Raw genomic sequence first — 22,782 nt, forward strand, 5'->3', positions numbered from 1 at the left:
TAAGATTGCCTTTGTGAAGGGGTAATAACTTAAGGGTGGTACCGCGGTTTTAACCGTCCCTGTTGACTTCAAATAGTTAACGGGGACGGTTTTTATTTATATGAAAATGGTGAAGGGATGATTAAATTGAGAATTAAAGCAAATGATGAGCAGCAATTTCTCGAACAGGTATTTGTTAAACGTGGGTTTTCGACCGTTAATAGTCAATTATTAGCGGAAACGCTGGTTGATGCGGATCTTCGCGGAATTTCTTCGCACGGAATTCAACGATTGGCATGGTATCTTCGAATGGTTGATGATGGCACCATTCAACCTCAAAATTCAGTCAAGACTTTAAAAGAATCGCCAACCAGTTTGTTTTTGGATGCCAATCAAAATATGGGCCAAATTGCTTGCTTTCAAGCCATGACCAGTTTGATTCAAAAGGCTCAAAAATCGTCAATTGCCATGGCGGTAATCAAAAACTCCAATCATTTTGGAACTGCTGGTTATTGGGCACGAATGGCCGTTAAAAAGGGACTGATTGGCATTGCGACAACTAACACCAGACCTTTAGTGGTACCAACCAATGCCACGGAAGCCTTTCTTGGATCTAATGCGTTTGCTTTTACTTTTCCGGCAGATCCACATCCCTTTGTCTTTGACGGCGCTACTTCGGTCGTCTCAAGTGGCAAAATTCAAGTTTTAGCTAAGAATAAGCAACCGATTCCTGGTCAATGGGCGGTGGATGCGGATCGTCAGGTCGTCAAGAATGCTGATGAAGCCGAAGATTTATTGGCCACCGCGGCTTTTACCCCTCATCAAAAAGGCGGTGGCGTCTTAACATTAGGCGGTAATCAGGAACAAAATTCCAACTACAAAGGATTTGGTAATTCACTGGTAGTTGAACTATTGACGGGGATTTTAGCCCAAGGCTCAATTTCAGCGGATACCAGCGTTGGTAAACACGACTTCAGCCAATTCCTGATGGTGATTGATCCAGGCTTCTTTGGGGACCTGAAGCAGCTTCAACACGATGCATCGGCAATGTTTCAACGAATCCGTCACTTAAAACACTTGCCACATACTGAAATTAAGATTCCGGGTGACCGAGAATACCGCCGATATGCCGAAAACCAGCAAAATGGCGTGGTGGTTGATGAACAAACGGCTAAGGAATTGCATCAAATTGGCGATCAGTTAAATATTTCAGTTCCTCATGCAGTTTCAAATAGTTGAGTGTTGCTAAGTACTTTTGATACCGGGGTTAGGTCGTAGGAAAAATTGGATAAATGCAGAGTCCCAAAAATAATTGACTAATCAAAAAAGCAATCGCTGGTTAAAGTTCAGTGATTGCTTTTTTGATTAGTCAATAAATAATTTTATTCAAAACTCGCTCAGTGACTGCTTATCATGGCCATCATCAATGTAGGTTAAAATATCACCGGGTTGGCATTTTAGTGCTTTGCAAATTTTTTCAAGGGTGGTGAATCGAATCGCTTTGGCCTTACCAGTTTTTAAAATGGAAATGTTAGTTGGCGTAATCCCAACCAATTTAGCCAATTCACCAGTCGAAATATTGCGTTTCGCCATAACGACATTTAAAGTGATTTTGATCAAGATTAATCACATCCTTACGATTAGTTTAAACGGTCAGATCATTTTCCTGTTTCATTTGTTCAGCGATTTTAAATAAGATATAGATCACACTGATAATGACTAGTGTAACGGTGTCTTCAAAAATATCTGACCAATCAGTTGCCCCGATCCCAATGTCAACTCGACCCAAGTGTGTTCTAACCAGTTGATCAGCTCCGGCAAGAAATGGATCAGCAGCGATTGAATAAATTTGAGAAATAATAATCAGCCAAATCAAGTGGACATTTTCAGATGTGAAGTATTGCTGCCGCTTTAGGTTGGTAATTAACTTAATCAATGCTTTTAGCCAATACAGGATACTAATAATCGCGAGAATGATTCCAATTGATTGTAGGGCGGTAAATGGATAGACCGGAAACTTAGCGATTTCAGCTTGGCTGACATGGTAATGGCCGGCAATTGCCAGAAATTGATCATTATTTAAAATATCAGTAACAACGGTTCCCTTAAAAGCCTCGTAAATACGAAATACTGGTAGTAAAAAATCAAAATAAATCAACACAAACGAAATTTGGGCAAATACTAAAACGACGGTTAACGCATGATTGAGAATTTTTGGCATGCATCACATCTCCTCTTCTTATTTGTATTTCAAGTATATATCATCGATAAACGATAATCAATCACTGAATTTCAAATATTGTAGTAGTTTCATAATGTTTAAAAATGAGTTGTTAGGCTGTCTTTAGAATTCCTATAAACAAGTTTCAAAAAAAATCCCTTGTCATCAATGTATTAAAACTTTGATGGCATGGGATTTACTTGATTGTCAACTGAATCGGATTTTAGAGATAGGGTTAAGTTGATCGATAATTTTTAAAATTGTTATGGGATCCGGAGAGGCTTTAATAATTTGAATGACTCTTTTTTGATTCTCTAAATTAGCCATCTGACACCTTATTTTCATTGTTTCATGGAGCTAAGTAGTTTGAAATCATCATTTATGACTGATGCTTAATTTTATTTAGGGCTTGTCCTAAAGTTTCAGCAACGTGTTCCGGAGAGGGGGCCACTTGATCTGATTGACTTAACCAATTGTTTAGTAAGTTCCAAAAGCCACCTACTGAAAAACTCATAATGTAAGAAACTTCCTGTTGGCTACCGTCGATATGCCAAGGTGCATTGAATAAATCGTAAAGCCGAAAAGCTTGTGGATTTATTTGATTTAATAAGTTCATGAATAAGTTTTGTTTAATTAGTAGCCGGACTGGTTTTCTTTTCGACCACCAAAAATTAAAGAAAATAATCAAAACTTTTTCAAAAGTCAATTCATCTTTCGGTATTACTTGCAATTGCTGAAGATAGTCGTGGATTAATTGTTCACCGCAGAAGTCTAAAAGCGCACGTTTATCTTGAAAAAGTCGATAAAAGGTTCGTCTGGATAATTGCGCTTTTTCAGAAATTTCTTTAACAGTGATTGAATCATAGGCCTTCTCTTTGAGTAGGTCAAAAAACGCGTCAACCAGCCAAGATTGGGATTGTTCGATCATTCGTTTTTTTCCATTCATTTTTGTTACCCCTGTCACACTTTATTAAAGGATGTAGCACTTGTCTGAAAAGACTGGTATTTTCCCTCCAACCCAGTATACTAAAAAACAGGTGATATGTCACACGTGTAGCAAATTGCTACTAATGTGACAAATTATATTTGCGCAAATGTAATTGCCTATAAATTACTGTCATTAAGTGATTGCAATTAGGGAGGCAATTTACAAATGAATAAAACTAAATACGTTTTACCAATTTTATTATTGGGAAACTTGCTTTGCATGATGGATGTTTCTATCATGACAATTGTTTTACCGGAAATTCAAACGGCTTTTAAAGTTAACTTAACGGACTTATCTTGGACACTGAACGTCTATACGATTGTTTTTGCGTCGCTGATTATCCCATTTGGTCGATTTGCTCAGAAAATTGGCCGCAATAAATTCGTCTTTATTGGGTTACTAATCTTTGGAGGCGGTTCGTTTATGACGGGAATTTCAGATAATCTTTCGTTCATGATTGGATCCCGTGTAATTCAAAGTATTGGTGCCGCAATTATCATCCCAACCAGCATGGTGATTGGTTTAGAAATTAGTAATCGTCAAAATCGGCACAAAATTGTGGCGGCATTAGCTGGAGTCCAAGGCTTGGCAGTTGCACTTGGACCAAGTATCGGTGGCTTTGTTTCTCAATATTTTGGTTGGCGATGGGTATTTTTCATTAATGTTCCTTTAGTTATATTAGATTTAATTCTCTACCCATTTGTTCTGCCGTTGAAACGGGAATCAAAATTTTCTGTAAAAATTGATTGGTTGGGCGCCTTATTAAGCACCGCCATGTTATTTTCGCTTTCTCTTGGCTTAATTAAAGGAAATACTTGGGGTTGGCACTCCACCGTTATTTGGGTATTGTTTGCAATTGCCTTAGGGTCGCTAGTCATCTTTGTTTTATTGGAAACTTATTTGAAATCGCCAATGATTGATATGACCCTATTCAAAAGTCGAAATTTTGTCGGTGCTGGCAGCGCACTGATCTTGTGTAATTTCTTCTTAGGTGGGATGGCAATTTTAATTCCAACATTTTTAACTCAAGTTCAGGGTGAAAGCGAATTGCGTGCCGCGTTATTGATTACACCGTATTCAATAGCGGTTATGTTTTCCGCCATTCTAACCTCACTATTTGTTAAAAGAATTAATAATAAACTGTTAATCAGTGCCGGATTTATTTTAATTGGCATTAGCTATCTGTTACTTTCTCAAATGAACCTTCGTCACAATTATAATGAATTAATTGTTGCCGCAATTTTACTGGGAGTTGGTTATGGATTAGTTGCCGCAACGGCTAATATTTTAGCAGTGGCTGATTTCCATGGTAGTCGGTTGACTGATTCTCAAAGTGTCGCAAATGTTTTAAGACAGGTTGGAATGGTGCTATCGATTGCAATTTTTATGACCATCCTTGCAAATAATGTTGGAACAGCTAAGCAAAAAACACTAGGGTTTAGTGATCAGCAGATAAATGCTTTAAGTCTATCCACCGCTCAACAGGCAAGATTACGTCATAAACTGCAGTATAAACTAAATCCTCAGAACAATGACGTTAGCGAAAATCAAAAAGCCCGGGTAACTTTTCAACCAATCCACGTATCGAATAAACGAGTTGCTCAATTATCAAAAAAGCTTTATCAAAAACGACTTCGACAAATGCAGCGAGAAGGACGACTATCGAGTAATCATATTGTAGCAATTAGTCAGAAATTAAAACATCTTGTTTACTATCAAGTACAGCAGTCAATTAAGCACCGGGTCATTGAGTTAGCAACTAAAATAAAAATTTTAGTCTCCCAGATTAAATGGTACTTAAAAGCTAAATTAAATCATGCATTCTTAGATATCTATGGTGATATGCTTTGGCTTGCGTTCCTATCGCTTTTAATTATCCCAATTTTTAAATTTAAACCGCGATCTTGAAATAGTTAGTTAGAGGTCAAGTGGGGAAAATGCTTAACTATTGCCAGGCAGAATGCTGTTTTGCCAAAAAGAAACTTAAGTTGATGGATTTAATCGAACAAAAGCCCAAGCATTTAAACGCAGAGATTGCCGAGACACTCTATCAACAATATCCTGAAAGAATTAACGATCTTTATTATCATGACGTCATTTTAAATGAAAGGTCAGTCAGCCGACCAGCTTATCGACGAATTGCAAAGAAGATTCTGGCCTATGCCAAATTTGGTGATCCAGTAATTGCCAAAGCTTGGATTAAAAAATTACAGCAGGCCTACCCACGAAGGTGGGCTATGATAAGTGAACTAGATACTGCTTTAGCAAAGCTTTCATCAGACTAAGTAAAAAGGCAGTGATCAACTTCCAAATTAGAAGGATCACTGCTTTTTTATTCAGCCATTTTTTGGCGCATTGGCGGATTTAAAGGGCTGTTAAAGGTCACCCAATCACCTTTTAAATTAATTGAATCAAGTTCAATTTCCCCGGGAATTGTAAATTGTTTTTCAACGTCAGTTTTAAAAGCGGTGACAATCTTGGTAACTTTATCCATAGGCGCAAAGCCGGTTAACGAGACACCATATTTCAATATATCAGCGTGAGTCTTTGTAAATTGCCGTCTAAAATTGAGAAATCGCCGGTGGACCTCAGGGGTTAATGTCGGGACACCATTTGTTTCCTTTACAAAGTAAGGCTCACTGACCCGAAAAAGGATTTGCAAATAAGGAATTTCAGCAGGTACAACTGGATCATAAGTTAAATCAGGGTCGTTATATAAATCGAAAGTTTCTTGAATGATTTCTTTCATTGCTATGTGGAACCTCCCAAAAATCAAAAATCAGAATCGTCATCTTTAAAGCCGCCATTTTTACGGATTTCTCTAAGTGTCTTTTGACGTAATTCGGCACTGGTATCACCCACATAGATTTCCCAATTACCTAAAAATTGAATTTGAAAGAGTTCAATCTTATTTGGAATGGTGAATTGCTTTGTCAGAGTCTGCTGGAGGTCTTGATTGACTTTTGTTGCGTAATGCAGTGGATCAAAGCCACTCTCTGTATAAAAGCCGGTGTCAAAATGATCGACGTGACGATCGATAAAATCGGTTAAAATTTCAGCCAACTGAGTGCGGTACTGAGAAATTAAAATGAGGTCACCCTCATCGTTAACGGTATAATAGGGAGCGTCAACCAGAAATCTGACGCGGATAAATTCGACCCCGTCATCATCTAGAATTTTGTGCTTTAGGTCTAGGTCACCAAAAAAGTTAAAAAGAATTGAAACGGGCTTAATTGTGTTCGTTGCCATGGATTAGCCTCCATTTGAAAGTTTCGTTGCGGTTATGGTTATTACTTTTCTAATTATAGGCGAATTCGTCGGCGAACACAATGATTTTTAGAACATATGTACTTATCTTTAGAATTTAGCATAAAAAAGCTTGGCAGTCATTTAATAGACATGTTGATAGTTTGTTTTTGGGTATTAAAAAACGCCTCATCAGCTAGAAAAATCGATTGCTATGACTGAGGCGGATGCTTTATTGGTCATAAAATTTTAGTCTACTAAGTTTTGGCGCATTGGTGAGTCTAGCGGGCCATTAAAGGTTAGCCAGCTGCCCCGCAGATTAATGGCATCTAATTCAATTTTGCCCGGAATTAGGAAATGCTCTTCAATTTCTTTTTTAAAATCGGTTACCACTTCGGTTAGTTCTTCCATGGGACCATCCCCAGCTAAAGATGCAGCACCTTTTAATTTTTCCAAATGGGCTTTAGAAAAATTTTGTCTGAAGTCTCGAAATTGACGGCGATATTGACGTGCCAACATCGGGGGTTTATTTTCCTTTTCAGCATAATAAGGGGCGGCGACTAAAAAATAGACCTGTAAATAAGGTGCTTGAGCTGGAAATCCTGGGTTATTTGGTAACTTGGGATCATTATATAAATTAAACGTTTCTTGAACAGTCTTTGTAGTTGTCATACTATTCCTCCAAAAGGTTAAAAATTACATACAGCATTTTTAAAAACCATCGTTTTCACGTATTTATTTGAGTCTCTGTTGACGCAAAGCCGATTTCTTATCACCAATGTAGGCCTCCCAATTGCCATAAAATTGAATTTGAAACAATTCAATTTTACCAGGGATCACAAAATGGTTTGTTAAACTCTCTTGAAGATCCTGATTAAGTTTAGTTGCGTAATGTAAAGCGTCGAATCCTTCATCATTATAAAAGCCCTTATCAAAGTAACCTATGTGGCGCCTAATAAAACTGGAAAGAATCTTCGTCAATAACTTTCGATATCGAGAATTGAAAATAGGCTCTCCCTCATCATTTGTTTCGACATTAGAACTGTCTACTAGGAATTTGACGTGGATATATTCTAGGCCATCGTTAAATGTCACATGTTCGAGATCTAGGTCATCAAAAAAATTAAAAAGAATTGAAACAAGTTTGGTTGTCATAAACTGCCTCCACAATAACTGCTAGCTAAAAATTTTAGACCTGTTTACTATCTACTAATATCTTAATTATAAGTTAGAAAAAGCAGAAACTCAACGTTCTAGAACGTATACCTCCTTTTCGAGATTAGGTAGTCAACTTGGTTGGTCATTAGATTCAAGCAAACTATCAACCTATCAAATTAGAAATTGATCCCGCTACATTAATTCGTTGTGGTAAGCTATAAACATTGGTATTTAACAATTCTGGAGGGGTATTTTTGAGAAAACAATTAATAATTACGATGGCGACAACTACCGTGGCTTTAGGGATGTTCGCCTTTGGTTCGTCTACTAGTCATGCATCGTCATCATCGAATTCAGTTGGGATGGGCGGCTCAATTCTTTTTACGCCCACCGTTGATCAAACAGTTAGTTCTGCTGAGATTGGTAAAACAACGGTGGTGCCAACTGGAGATTATGCGAAGCAAACGACGATTGATAATTTACCAGTTAAAACGCAATCGATAAAGGGAAATCAGGTCACGGTAACGATCTCAAGTAATGATCCAAGTCTAAATGGCAAAACCATTACGAAAACGGTTAATCTTGATCAAATTTATCCAGGAAACAATAATTCTGCACAATCATTATTAGATTCGGTTAGTGACGTGATTAACGGATCGTTGGACAAACTGGTTCAAGGGCGGCCAAACGTGATTAGTGCTTTAACAATTGGCTTACCACAAACCGTTTTGAACATGTTGGGTAATCCAACCAGTTCAAGTGATGTTTTAGGTGATTTTAGCCGGGGGTTAAAGAGCATTATTGATCAGTTTAATACACAATTTCCACTAGGAATTATTTCAGACGGCCTATCAGTAGTTGGCAATGTGCTTTCAGGGATTACCGGTTCTATTAGCCAAAATGGCGGTAAAGTTAATTTAACCGGTTTGCAATCAAAAATAGAAGACAAGATGCCCGAAAATTCAACTCAGTTACCAATTATGAAGTTGGACGGTAATGAATTTTTAGCTGATAAATCAAACCACTCAACGATGACTTTTGACTATCAGAATCCTAAAACTGGTGAGAAACAGACTGGTTATGCTGAGGTCAACTGGTCAGGCAGCTCCACTCAACTGTTACCAAAGAAAAGCTATAAAGTGAAGCTTTACAAGGATCAGCAATTAACCGATAAATTAAAGTTGAAACTTTTCCCAGATGCTAAAAAGGACAATACTTATCAACTAAAGGCTAATGAAACTGACCCGACAATGGCCCGAAATTTAGTTAATGCCAATATTTGGCAGTCGATGGTTTCTTCAGAATCAAATCTTCCTCAACAATTAAAAGAGACGCCTCATTTAGGTTCGGTTGAAGGCTACCCACTTTTAGTCTTCGTTAATGGTAAGGGACGGGGACTCTACACGTTAACGACCGATAAGAGTGGTAAACTCTGGGGGATGGATAAAGATAATCCTGACCAAGTAGCTGTTCAAGGGAATGTGAATAGCACGCCTGCCGAAATGTTTGATAAGGGGAATGCCAAGGTTGATGACACGGATTTTAGCTCCGAAAGTGCTGATACCATTACGGACACTGCTAAAAATAATTTAAACGATTTTATTAGTTTTGTCAGTCAATCATCTGATCAAGAGTTCAAAGATAAATTGAGCCGCTATATTGATTTGAACAATGTGATTGATTATTACTTGTTTATTAACGTCTTAGGGGCTTACGACCAAATTGCTAAAAATGCCACTTACCTTTCCTATGATGGTGGCAGGACTTGGCGGATGACAGCTTATGATAATGATTTAACACTCGGCAATTACCTTTTTGGCCTTGGTATCCATGAACCATACGCAATGTACTATGATGCTAGTCGAGGTGGCCTTTTCCCAGCGCATAATACGTTACTAAAACGAGTTGGCCAATTATTTGGACCACAGGTGATAGATCGTTACGATTGGTTGCGAAAAGAAAATGTTATTAGCGCTCAAACTATCAATCAAAAGTACGTTGATTTCATGTCAAAAGTTGGTTACGATAACTATACGTATGATCAAGATATTAATCCGTTAGAGATCAATCAGTATACGCAGGGCTTGCCGGCACTAGAAAATGTTGTCACAAAACGTATTCAAATTTTGGATCAGCATTTTGGCTACTCTGAAAATAATTAGCCGCAAAGTGCATAAAAAGAACCGACCTCACATTAGGCCAGTTCTTTCAATCTATCACTATAAGACATTGGTTTGCGAGGAAAGCTTACTTGATACAACTGGTAGATTTCCGTTTCTGACCCTAATTTCATCGATTAAGTGTTTCTCATCCTTGACATCTTTCAATTTGATGTAGTAAGAAAGTTCATAAACGGAACCCATTGTCGTGGTTTTAACGGAATCATATGAAAAATCATAACCGTATTTCTTAAGTAAATCATCGAATAATCCTGGAAAATCCAGATCTTCGGGGATGGTGATTTTTAATTCACGTTCGGCTGTGTGACCACGGTTGCCAAATGAAGATGAATTCAAGATTAACAGGTAGATGGTCACAATCACTGAGAAGAAAATCGCATAAAAAATGTAACCCATTCCGGCAGCCAAACCAACACCCATTGCCCAGAAGATGGTTGCAATATCACGGGAATTACCAGCCACTGAGCGGAAGCGAATTAAACTGAACGCTCCCAAAACAGCCATTCCGGTTCCTAAATTACCGTTCATATTAACTAACATAATGATCAATTGAACCAGCAGTGGTAAAGTTGCCAACGTAATGACAAAATTCTTTGAATAAGTATTGCGGTACATGTAAACTAAAGCAACTAACAGCCCTAAAATAATAGAGGCCATGACACTGCCGATAATCGACGGTAATGAGTAAGTTAAACTATGTGCTTTAAACAGTTGCTGTAACATTTTTTGCCCCCATTTGTCTTAAATAATGTTGATAAACGTAACCGTATTTTGAAAACTGCCCTTTAACCAAGTGAAGATTAGTTACAATATTGGTAAACCAAATTGGGTAGGCCCCGGTTGCCTTAACTTCCATGATGGTCTCAAAATTTGTCTTCAACCGTTGTCCGTCACCGCCATTGGCTAAACTGAGATCATGATCGCGAAAGCGGAGATTAAAGTCAAACGTCACTCGAAAATCAGGATCTTCGGTTGTGAAAAGAGCCACCCGATCATTTGCAATTAAAACTTTCGGCTCGATTTGGTATCGATTAAACAACCACGCAATTTCATTTTTGATTTGGCGTTCGTTAGCAACTAATGGTTGTTGATCCAAATTAGCAGTATGGGTTGCCAGTGTTGCTGCCAATTTAAAATAGGGAATTTGTAGGCGTCGCTTATAAACGACCCCCTGAATCTTTTTCTTGATTTCCAAAAAGACTGGTTGATCAGGCAACGGTTGCCCATAACTTCGAATTCGAAATTTTGATTTATAAGTAGTCTTCTGAATACTTTGATTAACAAAATCAAACTGTGGTGTGTCAAAATATAGTGACAGGATCGTTGTTAAGCCATATTGGTCCTCGGTCATATACCCCATTAACAATTTACGAATATTAAGATAGTCAGCGGCTGACAATAAATACTTATATTCTCGCCGCTTAAAAACACGTTTCAGCCCCAAATTAACTGCCCCCTCGAAATTCTATAATTGATCAGTCCTTAAAATTGTAAGATAATTAATCAGTAACGTCAATATAATTTAAACCGGTTTGAAGCATTCAAAAGATTCAATAATTATCTCTACAGTCATCGTAATGATTTAAAAGTTAACCAAATTAAAGTTGAAAAGAGTGATTTCTAATGATTGAATGGTCGCCGACAAAGATTGCTGCATTTCAGAAGACATTATTAAATTGGTACGATCACAACAAGCGGGATTTACCATGGCGACATGGCCATGACCCATACCACGTTTGGATTTCAGAAATTATGCTTCAGCAAACCCAAGTGCAAACCGTTATCCCATATTACCAACGATTTATGAAAAAATTTCCAACGGTTCAAGCTTTAGCAGTGGCAGATGAATCGGACTTAATGAAAGCTTGGGAGGGTTTGGGGTACTACTCACGAGCACGTAATCTTCAAAAAGCAGCTAGGCAACTGGTTGAAGATTATGACGGTCAGTGGCCAACTACGGCCAAGGAACTGCAAAACTTAAGCGGCATTGGGCCTTATACAGCTGGCGCGATTGCCAGCATTGCATTTAATCAACCGGTGCCGGCGGTTGATGGAAATGCTTTTCGGGTTTTCTCGCGACTTTTGGAAATTGATGCTGATATTGCCAAGCCCCAATCGCGACGAATCTTTGAAAAGGCCATTCAACCTCTCATGCCTAAAGATCGTCCAGGAGACTTCAATCAAGCAATTATGGATTTGGGCACCAGCTATATGAGTGCGACTAACTATGATTCTGAGCATTCACCTGTTAAGGCCTTTAACCAAGCTTACTTGGATGGAGTGGAAGATCACTATCCGGTTAAGACCAAGAAAAAAAGGCCGGTACCTGTTAAGTACTTCGGCCTCATAAGTCGCTCTGAAAAAGGCTTTCTATTTGAAAAGCGTCCAAGTAATGGCATTTTAAGTGGCTTTTGGATGTTTCCATTGATCAAAGCCGATGAACTTCCAGTTAAACCGGCTGCCTCAGAGAAAACTGTGTTAGCCACCTTGGAAAAACAATTTTTGGAAACCTATCAATTGCCCATTCACGTTAAAAAGTTGGCTGGACAGCCTGTTAGTCACACATTTACGCACCAAAAATGGCAAATTATCCTTCTTGAAACAACTTTATCAAGTCAAGTCGACCTCAGCTTTTTCCCAGGGAAGTGGATCCCAGAAGCTGAATTTAGCGACGTGGCTTTTACAAAGGTACAATCGAAAATGTGGGCCCGTTACCAAGCTGAAACAAGGTATTAAGCTGCTTATCAATCACGCATTAAAGTTAGCGTCATTTCGAAACAAGCTTCATTATAGGAATCCTAAATTGTGAACATAATCAAATGAGTGTTTATTTTGAAACGAGTAAAAAAAGTCCCCCAAATGTTTTCATCAAAATTGCTTCAAAGTAACTTTCAGTTTAAAATCTGAAAGCTAAATGTTTTTTGCAAGTTGATTCAAGCAGGCGGGGGATAACTAGTTTATTTCAGAAATGAGTGAGTCTCTCTTTTGAGACTGCTAGGCAAATTAAGAGAATTGAGTCGAAAAAGTGTCAACTGCTTTAATAGCTTCAAAGACATCTTCAGCGGATACTGGAAAGCCCATATTGTGAATCGTTTCGCCCTTTTGCGTGGTCAGGGTGGCAACTTTCATCAAATCTTCGTCGGAAGCGTCTTCAAGATGCAGCTCCTTTAAAGTGGTTGGTAATCCCAATTTCTTTTCGAAGGCTAGGTAGTGGGCTAGCTGATCATCACCAGCACCTTCTAAAACTAAATTAACCAATGAGCCATAAGCCACTTTTTGGCCGTGAGATAATTTATGCACATCACCTGAGAGTGCTGTTAAGCCATTCTGGAAGCTGTGGGCGGCTGCCAAACCGGAACTTTCAGCACCCACACCACTCAATAGCGTGTTGGCTTCAATAATGTGATCTAATGCCGGAGTTACCGTATGGTTAGCTGCTGCAGCAACCGCTTGATCAGTGTATTGGAATAATAATTGCTCGCATTTTTCAGCCAGTGCCAATCCAGCAGCCGTTTGTTGGGTGTTTAAAGGTAGTAAAGTGACTTCGTGAGCACGAGCTACGGTTTGCGCTTCAATATTGGTGGATAATGCATCCGCAATGCCATCGATTAGAAACTTAACGGGTGCCCCAGCAATCACTGCTGTATCAACAAGGACCAAATCAGGATTCTTGTCATAAAAAAGATACTTTAAAAATTCACCGGATGCCGTATAAATGACACTCAGTCGTGTACATGGTGAGTCGTTGGAAGCTAACGTTGGGGTGATCACAACTGGAATCTTTAATTGATCACCGACAGCTTTAGTCGTGTCGTTGGTTTTACCGCCGCCCAATGAAATGATAAATTTGGCATCGGCTTTTTGGCCAATTTCCTTAATCCGATCAATTTCTTCAGGCGAACTTTCGCCGCCAAAGACGACGTGTTCAATCGTTAGGCCGTCCTTAGTCAAATAGTCATAAAATTTTTGGCCAACCAGGTTCCAAACAATGTCATCCGTTAGAAGAATTCCGTGGTCACCAAAGGGACGAATATACTTAGAAGCAGTTTTTAATAAATCTTTTCCTTGAACATAAGTCGAAGGACTAGCAAAAGCAGTTGTCATCAATAAGACCTCCAGTCATTTATCCATAATCAAACTACAGTTAAAATGTAAACGCTTACTGTACAATAGGCAAGTAATGACACTTTTAAATTTCCAACTTACAGAATGGGGGAATCCCCAATGTTATTTGGGCAGTTGGTTGACGTATACTAAGTCTGAATTTAATCAGTTAGAGGTTAAAAGAATCTGGGCCATTTTGATGAAACACTATGGTAGTCTGTTTAACCAAGATTTAAATGTTCACTAGTGAAGTGAGCTTTACTGATACTATTCGGAATATGGTATAATCCTTTATAAAAATTAATAACCTTGATGCTGCTTTAAAAAATTTTAGTTAATTCATTTTAGCAGAGAAAGGATCGGCGACCATCATGAAGCGTATTTATTTCATTTGTACCGGTAACTCATGTCGAAGTCAAATGGCGGAAGGTTTTGCTAAACAAGAATTGAGTTCAGAATGGCAAGTCAAAAGTGCTGGGCTTGAAGCTCATGGTGTTAACCCTTTAGCAATTCAAGTGATGCAAGAATTAAATATCGATATTTCTAATAATCAATCAACATTAATCGACCCAACTTATCTGAAGCAATGCAATGTGGTAGTGACACTTTGTGGTGACGCTCGTGACCGCTGCCCAACAACGCCATTAACAACTCATAAAATTCATTGGCCACTACCAGATCCTGCTAACGCAACCGGCACACTGGATGAAAGGCTAGTAGTCTTTCGAACGGTCCGTGATCAAATTAAAAATCGGGTTATAGCTTTGGCAAAACAATTAGCTTATTGATCCTTCTGATTTTTGTGCAACTGATTGAGCGCCTGTCGTTGCTTAGTATCCACAATATGGGTATACAAACCAGTGGCTTTAGTAGAAGTTTGTCCAAGTTGGGTTGCCACCAAATGCTCATTGTTAGTTTCTAAATATAATTTGGAAGCTAGCGTATGTCGCAACTTATGAGGGGTAATTCGAACGTGGTTAAACGCCTGTGAGTATTTAGCCACCAGTAATTCAACGGTGGCTGTCGAAATTCGTCGTGGTTGGGTGGCCCCTTTTGTCAAAAAGAGGGCAGGGGTGGCCTTGATAGCTTGATAGCGGGTAGTTCGAATCTCTAAATATGGTTTAATGTAGGGAATGACCCAGCTGGCAATCGGTACCGCATCACGCTTGCCGCCTTTACGTTGAACAGAAACAGTGGCTTTTCTTAAGCTTAAATCTCGTAAATTTGCATTGGCTAATTCAGAAACTCGAATGCCGGTTCCTAACATCAGCGCATTAATAGCGACGTCGCGTTCACGATCCCGCTCATATAATTTAGCCAAGCGTTTGCCAGTGACCTTTTGACCGTATTCATTTTGAATAAAATCTAGGTAACGAACATCAGCATCGCCGAGCATTAACTTATCTTTAATGTTGTGAGCCCGAGTTTGATAGGTTTCACTTTCTGGAACCAAGCTGATCTTTTTCATGACATTTCGATAAAAATACGGTTCACCGTCATCGTTTTCAGATTCCTCAGTTAAAAAGCGAAATAGTGCAGATAAAGCGTTCAATGATCGATTAACTGTTCTGTGTGATAGTGTTCCTTGTGGTCGGCTGGCAGATTCTTTACCGCGATTTAGAAGAAACGCCTTATACAATTCCATGTCCTGTTTTTTTAAATGTTCCAGCTCAGCAAGTGGAATGTCTTTAATATCACTGGCAGAAGTGATGTTAGTTGCAATCAGCCAGTTGAAAAAGCGGTGAAACTCACTCAGATATTGATAAAGGGTTGCTGGTGACAGGGGCACCGTTGATTTTTCCAAATAGTAATCTTGGACATAATCGGGCATTTGTTGAACTAGTGCATCATTATTAGCAATGTAAGCTTCTTTTTTCATTAAAATCACCAAATTTATTTTAAATAATTGTATGGTAAAATTGAATTTACGGGGGCTTTCGGACTTTTCACAGATATAACTTAATAAAATACTGGTTTTATTAAGTTATATTATATCATAAAATTAGGTGATTTTCGGTGTAAATATTTGACCAAAAATTAAAAATTCATTAGTATGAAATAGACGAACAAAATTAGTCAAAAGAGGTTTTCAGATGAAACTGGATTAATAAGTAAATAAAGGGGGGCTTTCATATGATGGTTGATATGAAGCAAATTCATGGTATTCAGTTGGACATTCTACGGAAAGTAGCGAGGCTGAGTGCCAAACACCATATCAAATATTTTATGACTGGAGGCTCCGCAATCGGTGCTGTGCGTCACCACGGATTCATTCCATGGGATGATGATATTGATATTGGATTAACTCGACATGATTTTGAAAAGTTTCTTCAAGTAGCACCAACGGAATTTGAGTCTACAGACTATTTTGTTGAAGAAAATCGGCTAAATCCGGCTTATGAATACGATTTTGCCAAAGTGATGTTTAAAGGAACCAGAATTTTGGAACGTGGTCGTGAAGAAGCCAAGTCAAAAAATGGTATTTTTATTGATGTTTTTCCGTTTGACAAAATGCCAATTAATAAGCGTCAACAGCGTCAGCAAAAACACGTTCTTCAAGCAATCTTGACAGAGATTCGGCGACGGTTTTATCCAGATCTGTTCCCAAATTTACCGTTGGATGCCCAATATACGTCAATGACATTAGAACAACTTTATGACTTACGATTCAGAATGATGACAAAATATGATCATCATGCTCGTTTACCGTATATCAACTTATCATCGCCGTATGAATATGGTAAAGAACGAATTTTGCCAAATGAAATGAATCGATTCATTAAGATGCCATTTGAAGACATGTCGGTACCGGTCTTGGCTGCATATGATTCATACTTGACAAGATTGTATGGCGATTATATGAAACTACCGCCGGTTGAGAAACGCATTCAGCGTCATATTTTAAAAGCATCGGTTGATAATCCACAAGTTTTGTCCGAAGACGATCCGGACAACCAAAGACAAATTCGACCAAATCAATTTGAGGCTGAAGCTGGTTAAGAACAATCTTTAAAAAATAAATAAAATCAATTTATCTGTTTATCTGTGATTAAGAAACGCCAACTAGTTTAATGACTAATTTGACGTTTCTTTTCATTTAAGCACTTACTTCTGATAATGTATATTATGTAAAGTAGAGTTTATATTAAAAACACTTCTCAATTTCAAGGCACTTCCCTCTATGTTGTTGTTGAATTAAAAAAGTCATCAACTAAATTACGTGATGACTCAACTAAAAGCAAACGATTGTTCATTTTCTCAAATAATTTTATCAAATGTTTCAATTTCCAAGCGTTTACTGAACTTTAATTTTTGCCAAAAACGTTCGCCAACCTGATTGTGCTTCATCACAACCACCGAAATTTTGCGAATTCCGACATCATGAAGTTGTTTGATAACTAAATTAACCAGTTTGGTTGCAATGCCTTCACGCCGAAAGTCCTTATCAACTGCCAAATGGTAAATTCGCCCTCGTCGACCATCCGTAGCACCTAAAATAGTTCCTACCAATTGATGTTCTTTTTCAGCTACAAAACAAAAATCTGGGTTGAATTGAATTAAACGACTGATTTCTTCAAAACTATCATCAAAATCACGTAAATTCATACCAGGCGTTTTTTCCCACAAAGCATATGCATCCGGGTAATCTTCTACCGCCATTTTACGAATGCCAACCAATTCATCAGGAGATTCTGCCATACTTCCCGCCCCTTTCAGTTTGATTCATTTAAACCAATTGTTAATGTTTCAAAGATCTTTTGAAGTCGTTGTTTTGTACAATTAAAAGTACTCGGATCCCAACCATTCAATACTTCTTCGTCAAAAAATCGTTTTCCAATATATTGATTATATCGTAATTCAATTTGAAGTGCTTGAACACCAGTTTGACTACCATAATGTCGTGTAATGTACCCGCCACGAAATGGGAAATTCTCTTCGACTGTATAGTTTTGGGCTTTAAAAAGCTGTTTGAATTCCGCTAAAGTGGCTTGTGACGCTGTTTGGTTAAAATCATTTCCCAAAACAACATCAGCGGTTGGCTTAGTAGTTGAATGAGTGTATTCGGCAAAACTATGCAAGTCGAGCAGTAGCACTTTACCAAAAACAGCTAGTTTGTTTTTTAACAACGCATCAAGTTGCTGATGATAAGGCTTATAATATTGATTAATTCGCGAATCAATCTCTAACGGGCTTAATGGCCATTTATATAACGGATGACCAAAAGTATTTTGGGCATAGATTAAATGGTAATAGGTGCCACTAAGTTTTTCTTTTGGATCACGGTTTGGATCAATTAGGTATCGATTGAGATTGTTTTCCAAAACTGTAAAACCTAATTTGGGCAAAAAGTCATATAATTCTCTTAAAAACCAGTCTGTGTTTGCTAAAATGGCGGTCGGTAAAAGCTGTTGTGCCATTGAACTTGTGATTTTAGTGCCACTGTGAGGCAAGTCAACCACTACAGGAAATCGATTCAGATTTGCATTATAAACTCGAAAATTAGCCATTTAACCACCTGCCGTTATTAAGGAAAAGTACTTGGTGAATTCAGCCGGTGCCTGGGACAAAGTCAGTAATGGCACCGGTAATTCAGCATCACTTTTTGACCCGCTAGCTAATCTGAAAGTAAACCGAAAATCGATATGTTGATGGGCCGCTTCATCCTTAATTGGGTTGGCAGGAATGGAAATTAGATTAATGTCAATTAATTGACCGCTTTGATCTTGTACCTGATAGCCAGTTTCTTCACGAAATTCTCTCACTGCACAAGCCAATGGCATTTCGCCCGGTTCCACATGTCCAGCAGGTAAAAGCGTGGCCTTTAAATATGGATGGCGAATAAAAAAGATTGACTGCCTTAAAAAGACGACCGCACTAGCGGATAAATGTAAAGGCGATCGTCGATTTCGCAACCCAGTTTTGTTCAGTTGAATAAGGCGCTTCAATTCTGTTATTTTGTTAGTTCTAATCCAAGGAAAATTTGAATGATTTAATCTTGTCAGTTCTGATAGGATGACATTAAGAAAAATTTCTGATGGCGCCATACCAACACCTCTTTAACTAAAGACTCAAGTTCAAATTAAGCTAACAACGATGCCTTTAACAAATTAAACGTTTTAATGAGCCATTCGGTTTCCTTAACATCATGAACACGGATGATCCGACCGCCTAAAACGGTCATCAATGATTCAAAAAGTAACGTCGGAATCAATCGATCATCTGCCGAATCTAAATCAAATAGCTGCTTCGAGAAGCTTTTACGTGAAATGGCAATCATGATTGGAACTTGATACTTTGCCATGAACTTTGTGAATTGCATTTTGATCACATCCAAAGTTAAAGTACTGTGGTTTGAAAAGCCAACACCTGGATCCAGAACAATATTTTCCTTTTCAAGTCCCGAAGCCGTTAGATTACTTATTGTATGTGTAAAGAAATTGGCCATTGTTTCTGGTAAAGTTTCCGGTTGCTCATTAAAGAGTCGGCCATTGAACATGCTAACTACCGCCGGCTTGTATTTTGCAATTAAGTCTAATTTAGTTTTCGATTTAAAACCATCGATATCATTGATAATTTGAATGCCGTTCTTAAGGGCCTCTTCCACAACCTCATCGGTATTAGAGTCAATTGCTAAAATAATGTTTGGAAATCGTTGATGAATTGCGTCAAGGAATGGTTTAATTCGGCCCCACTCTTCTTTTGCACTAATATCGTCAAAATGTGGTTTCGAAGACTTACCGCCAACTTCAAAAATCGAAGCACCAGCGGCCATTTCAGTTTCAATTCTTGCAAGAACACCGTCAATCGACGCATTTCGCCCACCATCATAAAATGAATCTGGTGTTAGATTTAAGATCGAATAAATCAACGGATTGGTTGTAATATCAAAATCAAATCCTGGACCTTTGAAATGAATCCCGGCTGTCGCGATGATTTGTTCTAATTGGTGTTGACCATCATTAGCTTCAAAAATAGTTGGCCAAGCTTTAATCACCTGGTTAATTTCATTGATGGTTAATGTCGTCATAACGAAAGTTGGCTCGATTACCAGATGACGCGTCTTTTTGGTTAACAATTGAATCAGTTTGGTCCGTTCAGAAGTACTGGTAACTTCAAATAACAATGTTAATTTATTTGATAAAGTTTCGCTTGGATTAACAATCTTTTTAATTTTCAACGGGCTCACTCCTAGTCAATAAATAAGTTCGAATGGGATTAAGTAAATAAAATGACCCAACGATAAAAATAATGGTATTGCTGCCGGCACGTTCAATAGCTGCATTTAGCGCATCAATCGGTGAAAGAAAGTTTGGATAGTGTTTACCTGTCAAGCGAAAGTATACATCAGATAATTTATCTGGTGATAGTTCACGCTTTTGATTAACTGGTTCAGTAATGATGAATGATGTGTTTTTTAAAGAAATCAAGTGTTTAACAGCAGCTTCATATGACTTATCTTTTAAAAAACCGTTAACAATGATCTTTGGCGTTTCGCTATACAGTTGATTAACCGTTTTTGTAAATGCTTGAATCCCATCCGGATTATGCGCACCATCTAAAATAATTTGTGGTTTCTGTTGAACAGTTTCAAAGCGGCCTGGAATTGTTAGCGTTGACAAAGCTTGATTAAGAATTTGGTCAGGCGATTTTTGATTCGCTACTTTCGTAATAAAATCGAAAAACCAAGTTAAGACAGTTGCTAAATTTTCAAGTTGGTAAACACCGACCAGGTTAAAATTAAAATGATCGCTTTTGTTTAAATTCGGCAATTTATAGTTGATTTGTATAACATTTTTCTTTCGATTGGCATTTAATCTAACATGCTTAGTCGTTAAAAACGTTGCCTGCTTTAAATGAGCTTCTGACTGCAACACATTAAATGCTGGTGTCGGCTGATTAGGTGCAACGATCGTTGTGTTATGAGGACGAATGATTTTTGACTTGGTAGTTGCAATTTCAGTAAGATTACGACCCAGAATCCCCACATGATCCAAGCCAATCTTTGTAAAGATAGAATACATGGTGGTAAAAACTGCGTTGGTTGCATCTAATTCCCCACCTAAGCCACATTCTAAAACAACGTATGTGACCTTTTGATTGGCAAAATAAAGCATCGCTGCTAAAAACTGGGCTTCAAACTCTGAAACTTGATTATTCCTAAATTGTTGTCTTGTTAAGGTTTGCTCGATCAAAGTAAGTTGAGCATCAAACTCATCTTGCGAAATATCTTTAAAATCAACTTGGATCCCGTTTAAAATTGTTCCAATGTATGGGCTGGTAAACAGACCAACCCGCTCTCCCAAACTGCGTAAAATCGATGCGATCATTGTAGCTGTTGATCCCTTGCCATTTGTCCCACACACATGAATGATTTTAAATTGCTTATCTGGATTTCCTAATACCTTGAGAATTTCTTTCAATAAGCTAATTCGATCACCTTGATCGTAAAGAAATGATGGGAATTCGCTTATTTTAGTTTCAGAGTTTTTTATCATTAATGTCACCTATTGAGTTCAAAAATGCTGTTTGCAAGTTATGATTTGTATCAAAGACTCCTGAAAAACGAATGGTTCGAGTAGATGAATCGGCTTTCTTAACGCCACGCATTTCAACACACATATGACGGGCATCGACGACGACGGCAATTCCTTTAGGCGCTAGAATTCGAGTTAGTTGCGCCACAATGTCGTCAGTCAGCTTTTCCTGAAGGCTTAATTTGCGTGATACAAAATCTACTAATCGGGGAAGTTTGCTTAAGCCAATGATTGTTTCATGATCTGGAATATAAGCAATATGCACTTTACCCCAAAAAGGCATCATGTGATGTTCACACATGGAATAAAATGGGATATCCCGCATTAAGACCATTTTTGGATCATTTGACGTTTGATTTTTGAACAGCTTATAATCTTCAAAATTTTCCAAGCCTTCCGATGAGAAGATTTCATGGTACATCCGTGAAACTCGATTAGGGGTTTCAACTAATCCCGGCCGATCGGGATCTTCACCAATTCCTGTTAGAATCGCTCTAACTGAATTTTCAATTGATTGATCAGATTGCGATTCTTTCTTTACTAATTTAATAGTTTGGTCCTTTTCTTGGAGTGATTTAATTTGAGATTTAATCTTTGCATAGTTAGGGAAACCATCATCAATAATTTCAAGCGTTGGGACTAAGACAAACAGCCGATTAAAGGCTTCAGGATGAGGTACTTTTAAATCGCTTGTTGAAATTTTTTGATCTCCCCAAAAGATTATATCAATGTCAAGGGTTCTGGGCCCCCAATGAATATCTCTTGTTCGATGAAGCGTTAACTCAATTTGATGAATGACTGTCAGCAAGGCTTCAGGTGAATGAGTCGTTGTGATTTTCAGTGCGATATTAATAAATTGACGTTGCTTGACGTTACCAACCGGCGAAGTTTCATAAAAGCTTGATCGCTTATTAATTAAAATGTGCGCGTCATTTCCTAAGAGTTCAACTGCTCGGTTGATATAGGCTTCTCGATTACCAATATTACTTCCTAAACTTAAAATGATATTTTCCATTATGATTGTTTCATCTCGATTTCTACATTGTCAAAAACACCGTCAACCGGCAAATTAAGTTTACGAACACGCACTGTGACTGTTTGAATTCGTTGATCTAATTGCTTAATCGCGTTAATAATTTTTTGGGCTAGTGTTTCGATTAAATTAACGTGATTTTGTTCAATAATTTTTTGAATCATTGGATAAAATTCACCATAACTCACTGTACTTGATAGTTGGTCATCCATTGGTGTTGCATCTACAGCTACTTCCAAATCGATTTGAATTGTTTGACCAATTTTCTTTTCTTCCGAATAAACACCAATATGTCCATGGAACTGCATATTTTGGATTCTAATTTTATAACTCATATT

25 protein-coding genes and 1 other annotated feature (1 of these 26 running past the window's edge) are annotated in these 22,782 nt (G+C 38.0%); of the genes, 7 read left to right on the plus strand and 18 right to left on the minus strand.

All coding sequences use genetic code 11. The features are described from left to right. Positions 1-64, plus strand: a binding site (T-box leader); it begins 174 nt to the left of the window's first position. A 62-nt stretch (positions 65-126) separates the two neighbouring features. Next, positions 127-1,218, plus strand: a complete 1,092-nt coding sequence (locus ED605_RS13905; protein ID WP_121979493.1) for an Ldh family oxidoreductase — start codon at positions 127-129, stop codon at positions 1,216-1,218. Positions 1,219-1,365: 147 nt separating this feature from the next. Here ED605_RS13905 and ED605_RS13910 read toward each other — a convergent pair whose 3' ends face one another. The 3 genes from ED605_RS13910 to ED605_RS13920 form a co-directional block, all read right to left on the minus strand. Further along, positions 1,366-1,599: a helix-turn-helix domain-containing protein gene (locus ED605_RS13910; protein WP_121979494.1), complete on the minus strand. Its 234-nt coding sequence runs from the start codon at positions 1,597-1,599 to the stop codon at positions 1,366-1,368. Positions 1,600-1,624: 25 nt separating this feature from the next. Further along, a complete protein-coding gene (locus ED605_RS13915; protein ID WP_225419165.1) occupies positions 1,625-2,200 on the minus strand; it encodes a DUF2975 domain-containing protein in 576 nt (191 codons plus the stop codon). A 379-nt stretch (positions 2,201-2,579) separates the two neighbouring features. Then, complete coding sequence (locus ED605_RS13920; protein ID WP_121979495.1) at positions 2,580-3,146, minus strand: TetR/AcrR family transcriptional regulator; 567 nt, start codon at positions 3,144-3,146, stop codon at positions 2,580-2,582. Positions 3,147-3,353: 207 nt separating this feature from the next. Between ED605_RS13920 and ED605_RS13925 the strand changes: the two genes are divergently transcribed. Continuing rightward, positions 3,354-5,096: an MFS transporter gene (locus ED605_RS13925; RefSeq protein ID WP_121979496.1), complete on the plus strand. Its 1,743-nt coding sequence runs from the start codon at positions 3,354-3,356 to the stop codon at positions 5,094-5,096. Positions 5,097-5,179: 83 nt separating this feature from the next. Continuing rightward, entirely contained in the window at positions 5,180-5,473 is a 294-nt protein-coding gene (locus tag ED605_RS13930; protein WP_162919820.1) for a hypothetical protein, read from the plus strand. A 47-nt stretch (positions 5,474-5,520) separates the two neighbouring features. Here ED605_RS13930 and ED605_RS13935 read toward each other — a convergent pair whose 3' ends face one another. The 4 genes from ED605_RS13935 to ED605_RS13950 all read right to left on the minus strand — a co-directional run bounded on the left by ED605_RS13935 (position 5,521) and on the right by ED605_RS13950 (position 7,589). Next, the gene (locus ED605_RS13935; RefSeq protein WP_121979498.1) at positions 5,521-5,937 is read right to left on the minus strand and encodes a hypothetical protein; all 417 of its coding nucleotides are present in this window, start codon (positions 5,935-5,937) and stop codon (positions 5,521-5,523) included. Between the two features lie 23 nt (positions 5,938-5,960). After that, positions 5,961-6,437, minus strand: coding sequence for a hypothetical protein (locus ED605_RS13940; protein ID WP_121979499.1), 477 nt, complete (start codon positions 6,435-6,437; stop codon positions 5,961-5,963). Positions 6,438-6,683: 246 nt separating this feature from the next. Next, positions 6,684-7,106, minus strand: coding sequence for a hypothetical protein (locus tag ED605_RS13945; protein WP_121979500.1), 423 nt, complete (start codon positions 7,104-7,106; stop codon positions 6,684-6,686). A 63-nt stretch (positions 7,107-7,169) separates the two neighbouring features. Further along, positions 7,170-7,589: a hypothetical protein gene (locus tag ED605_RS13950; protein ID WP_121979501.1), complete on the minus strand. Its 420-nt coding sequence runs from the start codon at positions 7,587-7,589 to the stop codon at positions 7,170-7,172. A 257-nt stretch (positions 7,590-7,846) separates the two neighbouring features. On the opposite strand from ED605_RS13950, the gene ED605_RS13955 reads away from it, so the two are divergent. Beyond that, a complete protein-coding gene (locus tag ED605_RS13955; protein WP_225419166.1) occupies positions 7,847-9,754 on the plus strand; it encodes a CotH kinase family protein in 1,908 nt (635 codons plus the stop codon). Between the two features lie 57 nt (positions 9,755-9,811). Here ED605_RS13955 and ED605_RS13960 read toward each other — a convergent pair whose 3' ends face one another. Then, on the minus strand, positions 9,812-10,495 hold the full coding sequence (locus ED605_RS13960) for a DUF4956 domain-containing protein (RefSeq protein WP_121979502.1): 684 nt from the start codon (positions 10,493-10,495) through the stop codon (positions 9,812-9,814). Beyond that, complete coding sequence (locus ED605_RS13965; RefSeq protein WP_225419167.1) at positions 10,476-11,216, minus strand: polyphosphate polymerase domain-containing protein; 741 nt, start codon at positions 11,214-11,216, stop codon at positions 10,476-10,478. The genes ED605_RS13960 and ED605_RS13965 overlap by 20 nt, the downstream gene beginning before the upstream one ends. Before the next feature lie 179 nt (positions 11,217-11,395). On the opposite strand from ED605_RS13965, the gene mutY reads away from it, so the two are divergent. After that, complete coding sequence (gene mutY, locus ED605_RS13970; protein WP_121979503.1) at positions 11,396-12,508, plus strand: A/G-specific adenine glycosylase; 1,113 nt, start codon at positions 11,396-11,398, stop codon at positions 12,506-12,508. A 267-nt stretch (positions 12,509-12,775) separates the two neighbouring features. Here mutY and ED605_RS13975 read toward each other — a convergent pair whose 3' ends face one another. Further along, the gene (locus ED605_RS13975; protein ID WP_121979504.1) at positions 12,776-13,876 is read right to left on the minus strand and encodes a glycerol dehydrogenase; all 1,101 of its coding nucleotides are present in this window, start codon (positions 13,874-13,876) and stop codon (positions 12,776-12,778) included. A 371-nt stretch (positions 13,877-14,247) separates the two neighbouring features. Between ED605_RS13975 and arsC the strand changes: the two genes are divergently transcribed. After that, positions 14,248-14,664, plus strand: coding sequence for an arsenate reductase (thioredoxin) (gene arsC / locus ED605_RS13980; protein ID WP_121979505.1), 417 nt, complete (start codon positions 14,248-14,250; stop codon positions 14,662-14,664). Here the strand turns inward: arsC and xerS are convergent. Continuing rightward, positions 14,658-15,755 (minus strand): tyrosine recombinase XerS, encoded by a 1,098-nt coding sequence (xerS, locus tag ED605_RS13985; protein ID WP_121979506.1) that lies wholly within the window; start codon positions 15,753-15,755, stop codon positions 14,658-14,660. The genes arsC and xerS overlap by 7 nt on opposite strands. Positions 15,756-16,009: 254 nt before the next feature. On the opposite strand from xerS, the gene ED605_RS13990 reads away from it, so the two are divergent. Beyond that, a complete protein-coding gene (locus ED605_RS13990) occupies positions 16,010-16,876 on the plus strand; it encodes a LicD family protein (protein WP_121979507.1) in 867 nt (288 codons plus the stop codon). Between the two features lie 258 nt (positions 16,877-17,134). Here ED605_RS13990 and ED605_RS13995 read toward each other — a convergent pair whose 3' ends face one another. From ED605_RS13995 to folB, 7 genes are read right to left on the minus strand one after another with little or no spacing between them, the layout of a single operon-like run. Beyond that, a complete protein-coding gene (locus ED605_RS13995; protein ID WP_121979508.1) occupies positions 17,135-17,575 on the minus strand; it encodes a GNAT family N-acetyltransferase in 441 nt (146 codons plus the stop codon). Between the two features lie 14 nt (positions 17,576-17,589). Then, positions 17,590-18,384 (minus strand): N-formylglutamate amidohydrolase, encoded by a 795-nt coding sequence (locus tag ED605_RS14000; protein ID WP_121979509.1) that lies wholly within the window; start codon positions 18,382-18,384, stop codon positions 17,590-17,592. After that, positions 18,385-18,921, minus strand: a complete 537-nt coding sequence (locus ED605_RS14005) for an NUDIX hydrolase (RefSeq protein WP_121979510.1) — start codon at positions 18,919-18,921, stop codon at positions 18,385-18,387. A gap of 35 nt (positions 18,922-18,956) precedes the next feature. Then, complete coding sequence (gene folP, locus ED605_RS14010) at positions 18,957-20,054, minus strand: dihydropteroate synthase (RefSeq protein WP_121979511.1); 1,098 nt, start codon at positions 20,052-20,054, stop codon at positions 18,957-18,959. Continuing rightward, positions 20,044-21,372, minus strand: coding sequence for a bifunctional folylpolyglutamate synthase/dihydrofolate synthase (locus ED605_RS14015; RefSeq protein ID WP_121979512.1), 1,329 nt, complete (start codon positions 21,370-21,372; stop codon positions 20,044-20,046). Before ED605_RS14015 ends, folP begins: the two co-directional genes overlap by 11 nt. Further along, positions 21,356-22,429 (minus strand): GTP cyclohydrolase I FolE, encoded by a 1,074-nt coding sequence (gene folE / locus ED605_RS14020; protein WP_121979513.1) that lies wholly within the window; start codon positions 22,427-22,429, stop codon positions 21,356-21,358. Before folE ends, ED605_RS14015 begins: the two co-directional genes overlap by 17 nt. Continuing rightward, positions 22,426-22,779: a dihydroneopterin aldolase gene (gene folB / locus ED605_RS14025; RefSeq protein ID WP_121979514.1), complete on the minus strand. Its 354-nt coding sequence runs from the start codon at positions 22,777-22,779 to the stop codon at positions 22,426-22,428. Before folB ends, folE begins: the two co-directional genes overlap by 4 nt. Positions 22,780-22,782 lie beyond the last annotated feature (3 nt).

Source organism: Lentilactobacillus raoultii (genome assembly GCF_900411375.1).
Taxonomy (GTDB): Bacteria; Bacillota; Bacilli; order Lactobacillales; family Lactobacillaceae; genus Lentilactobacillus; species Lentilactobacillus raoultii.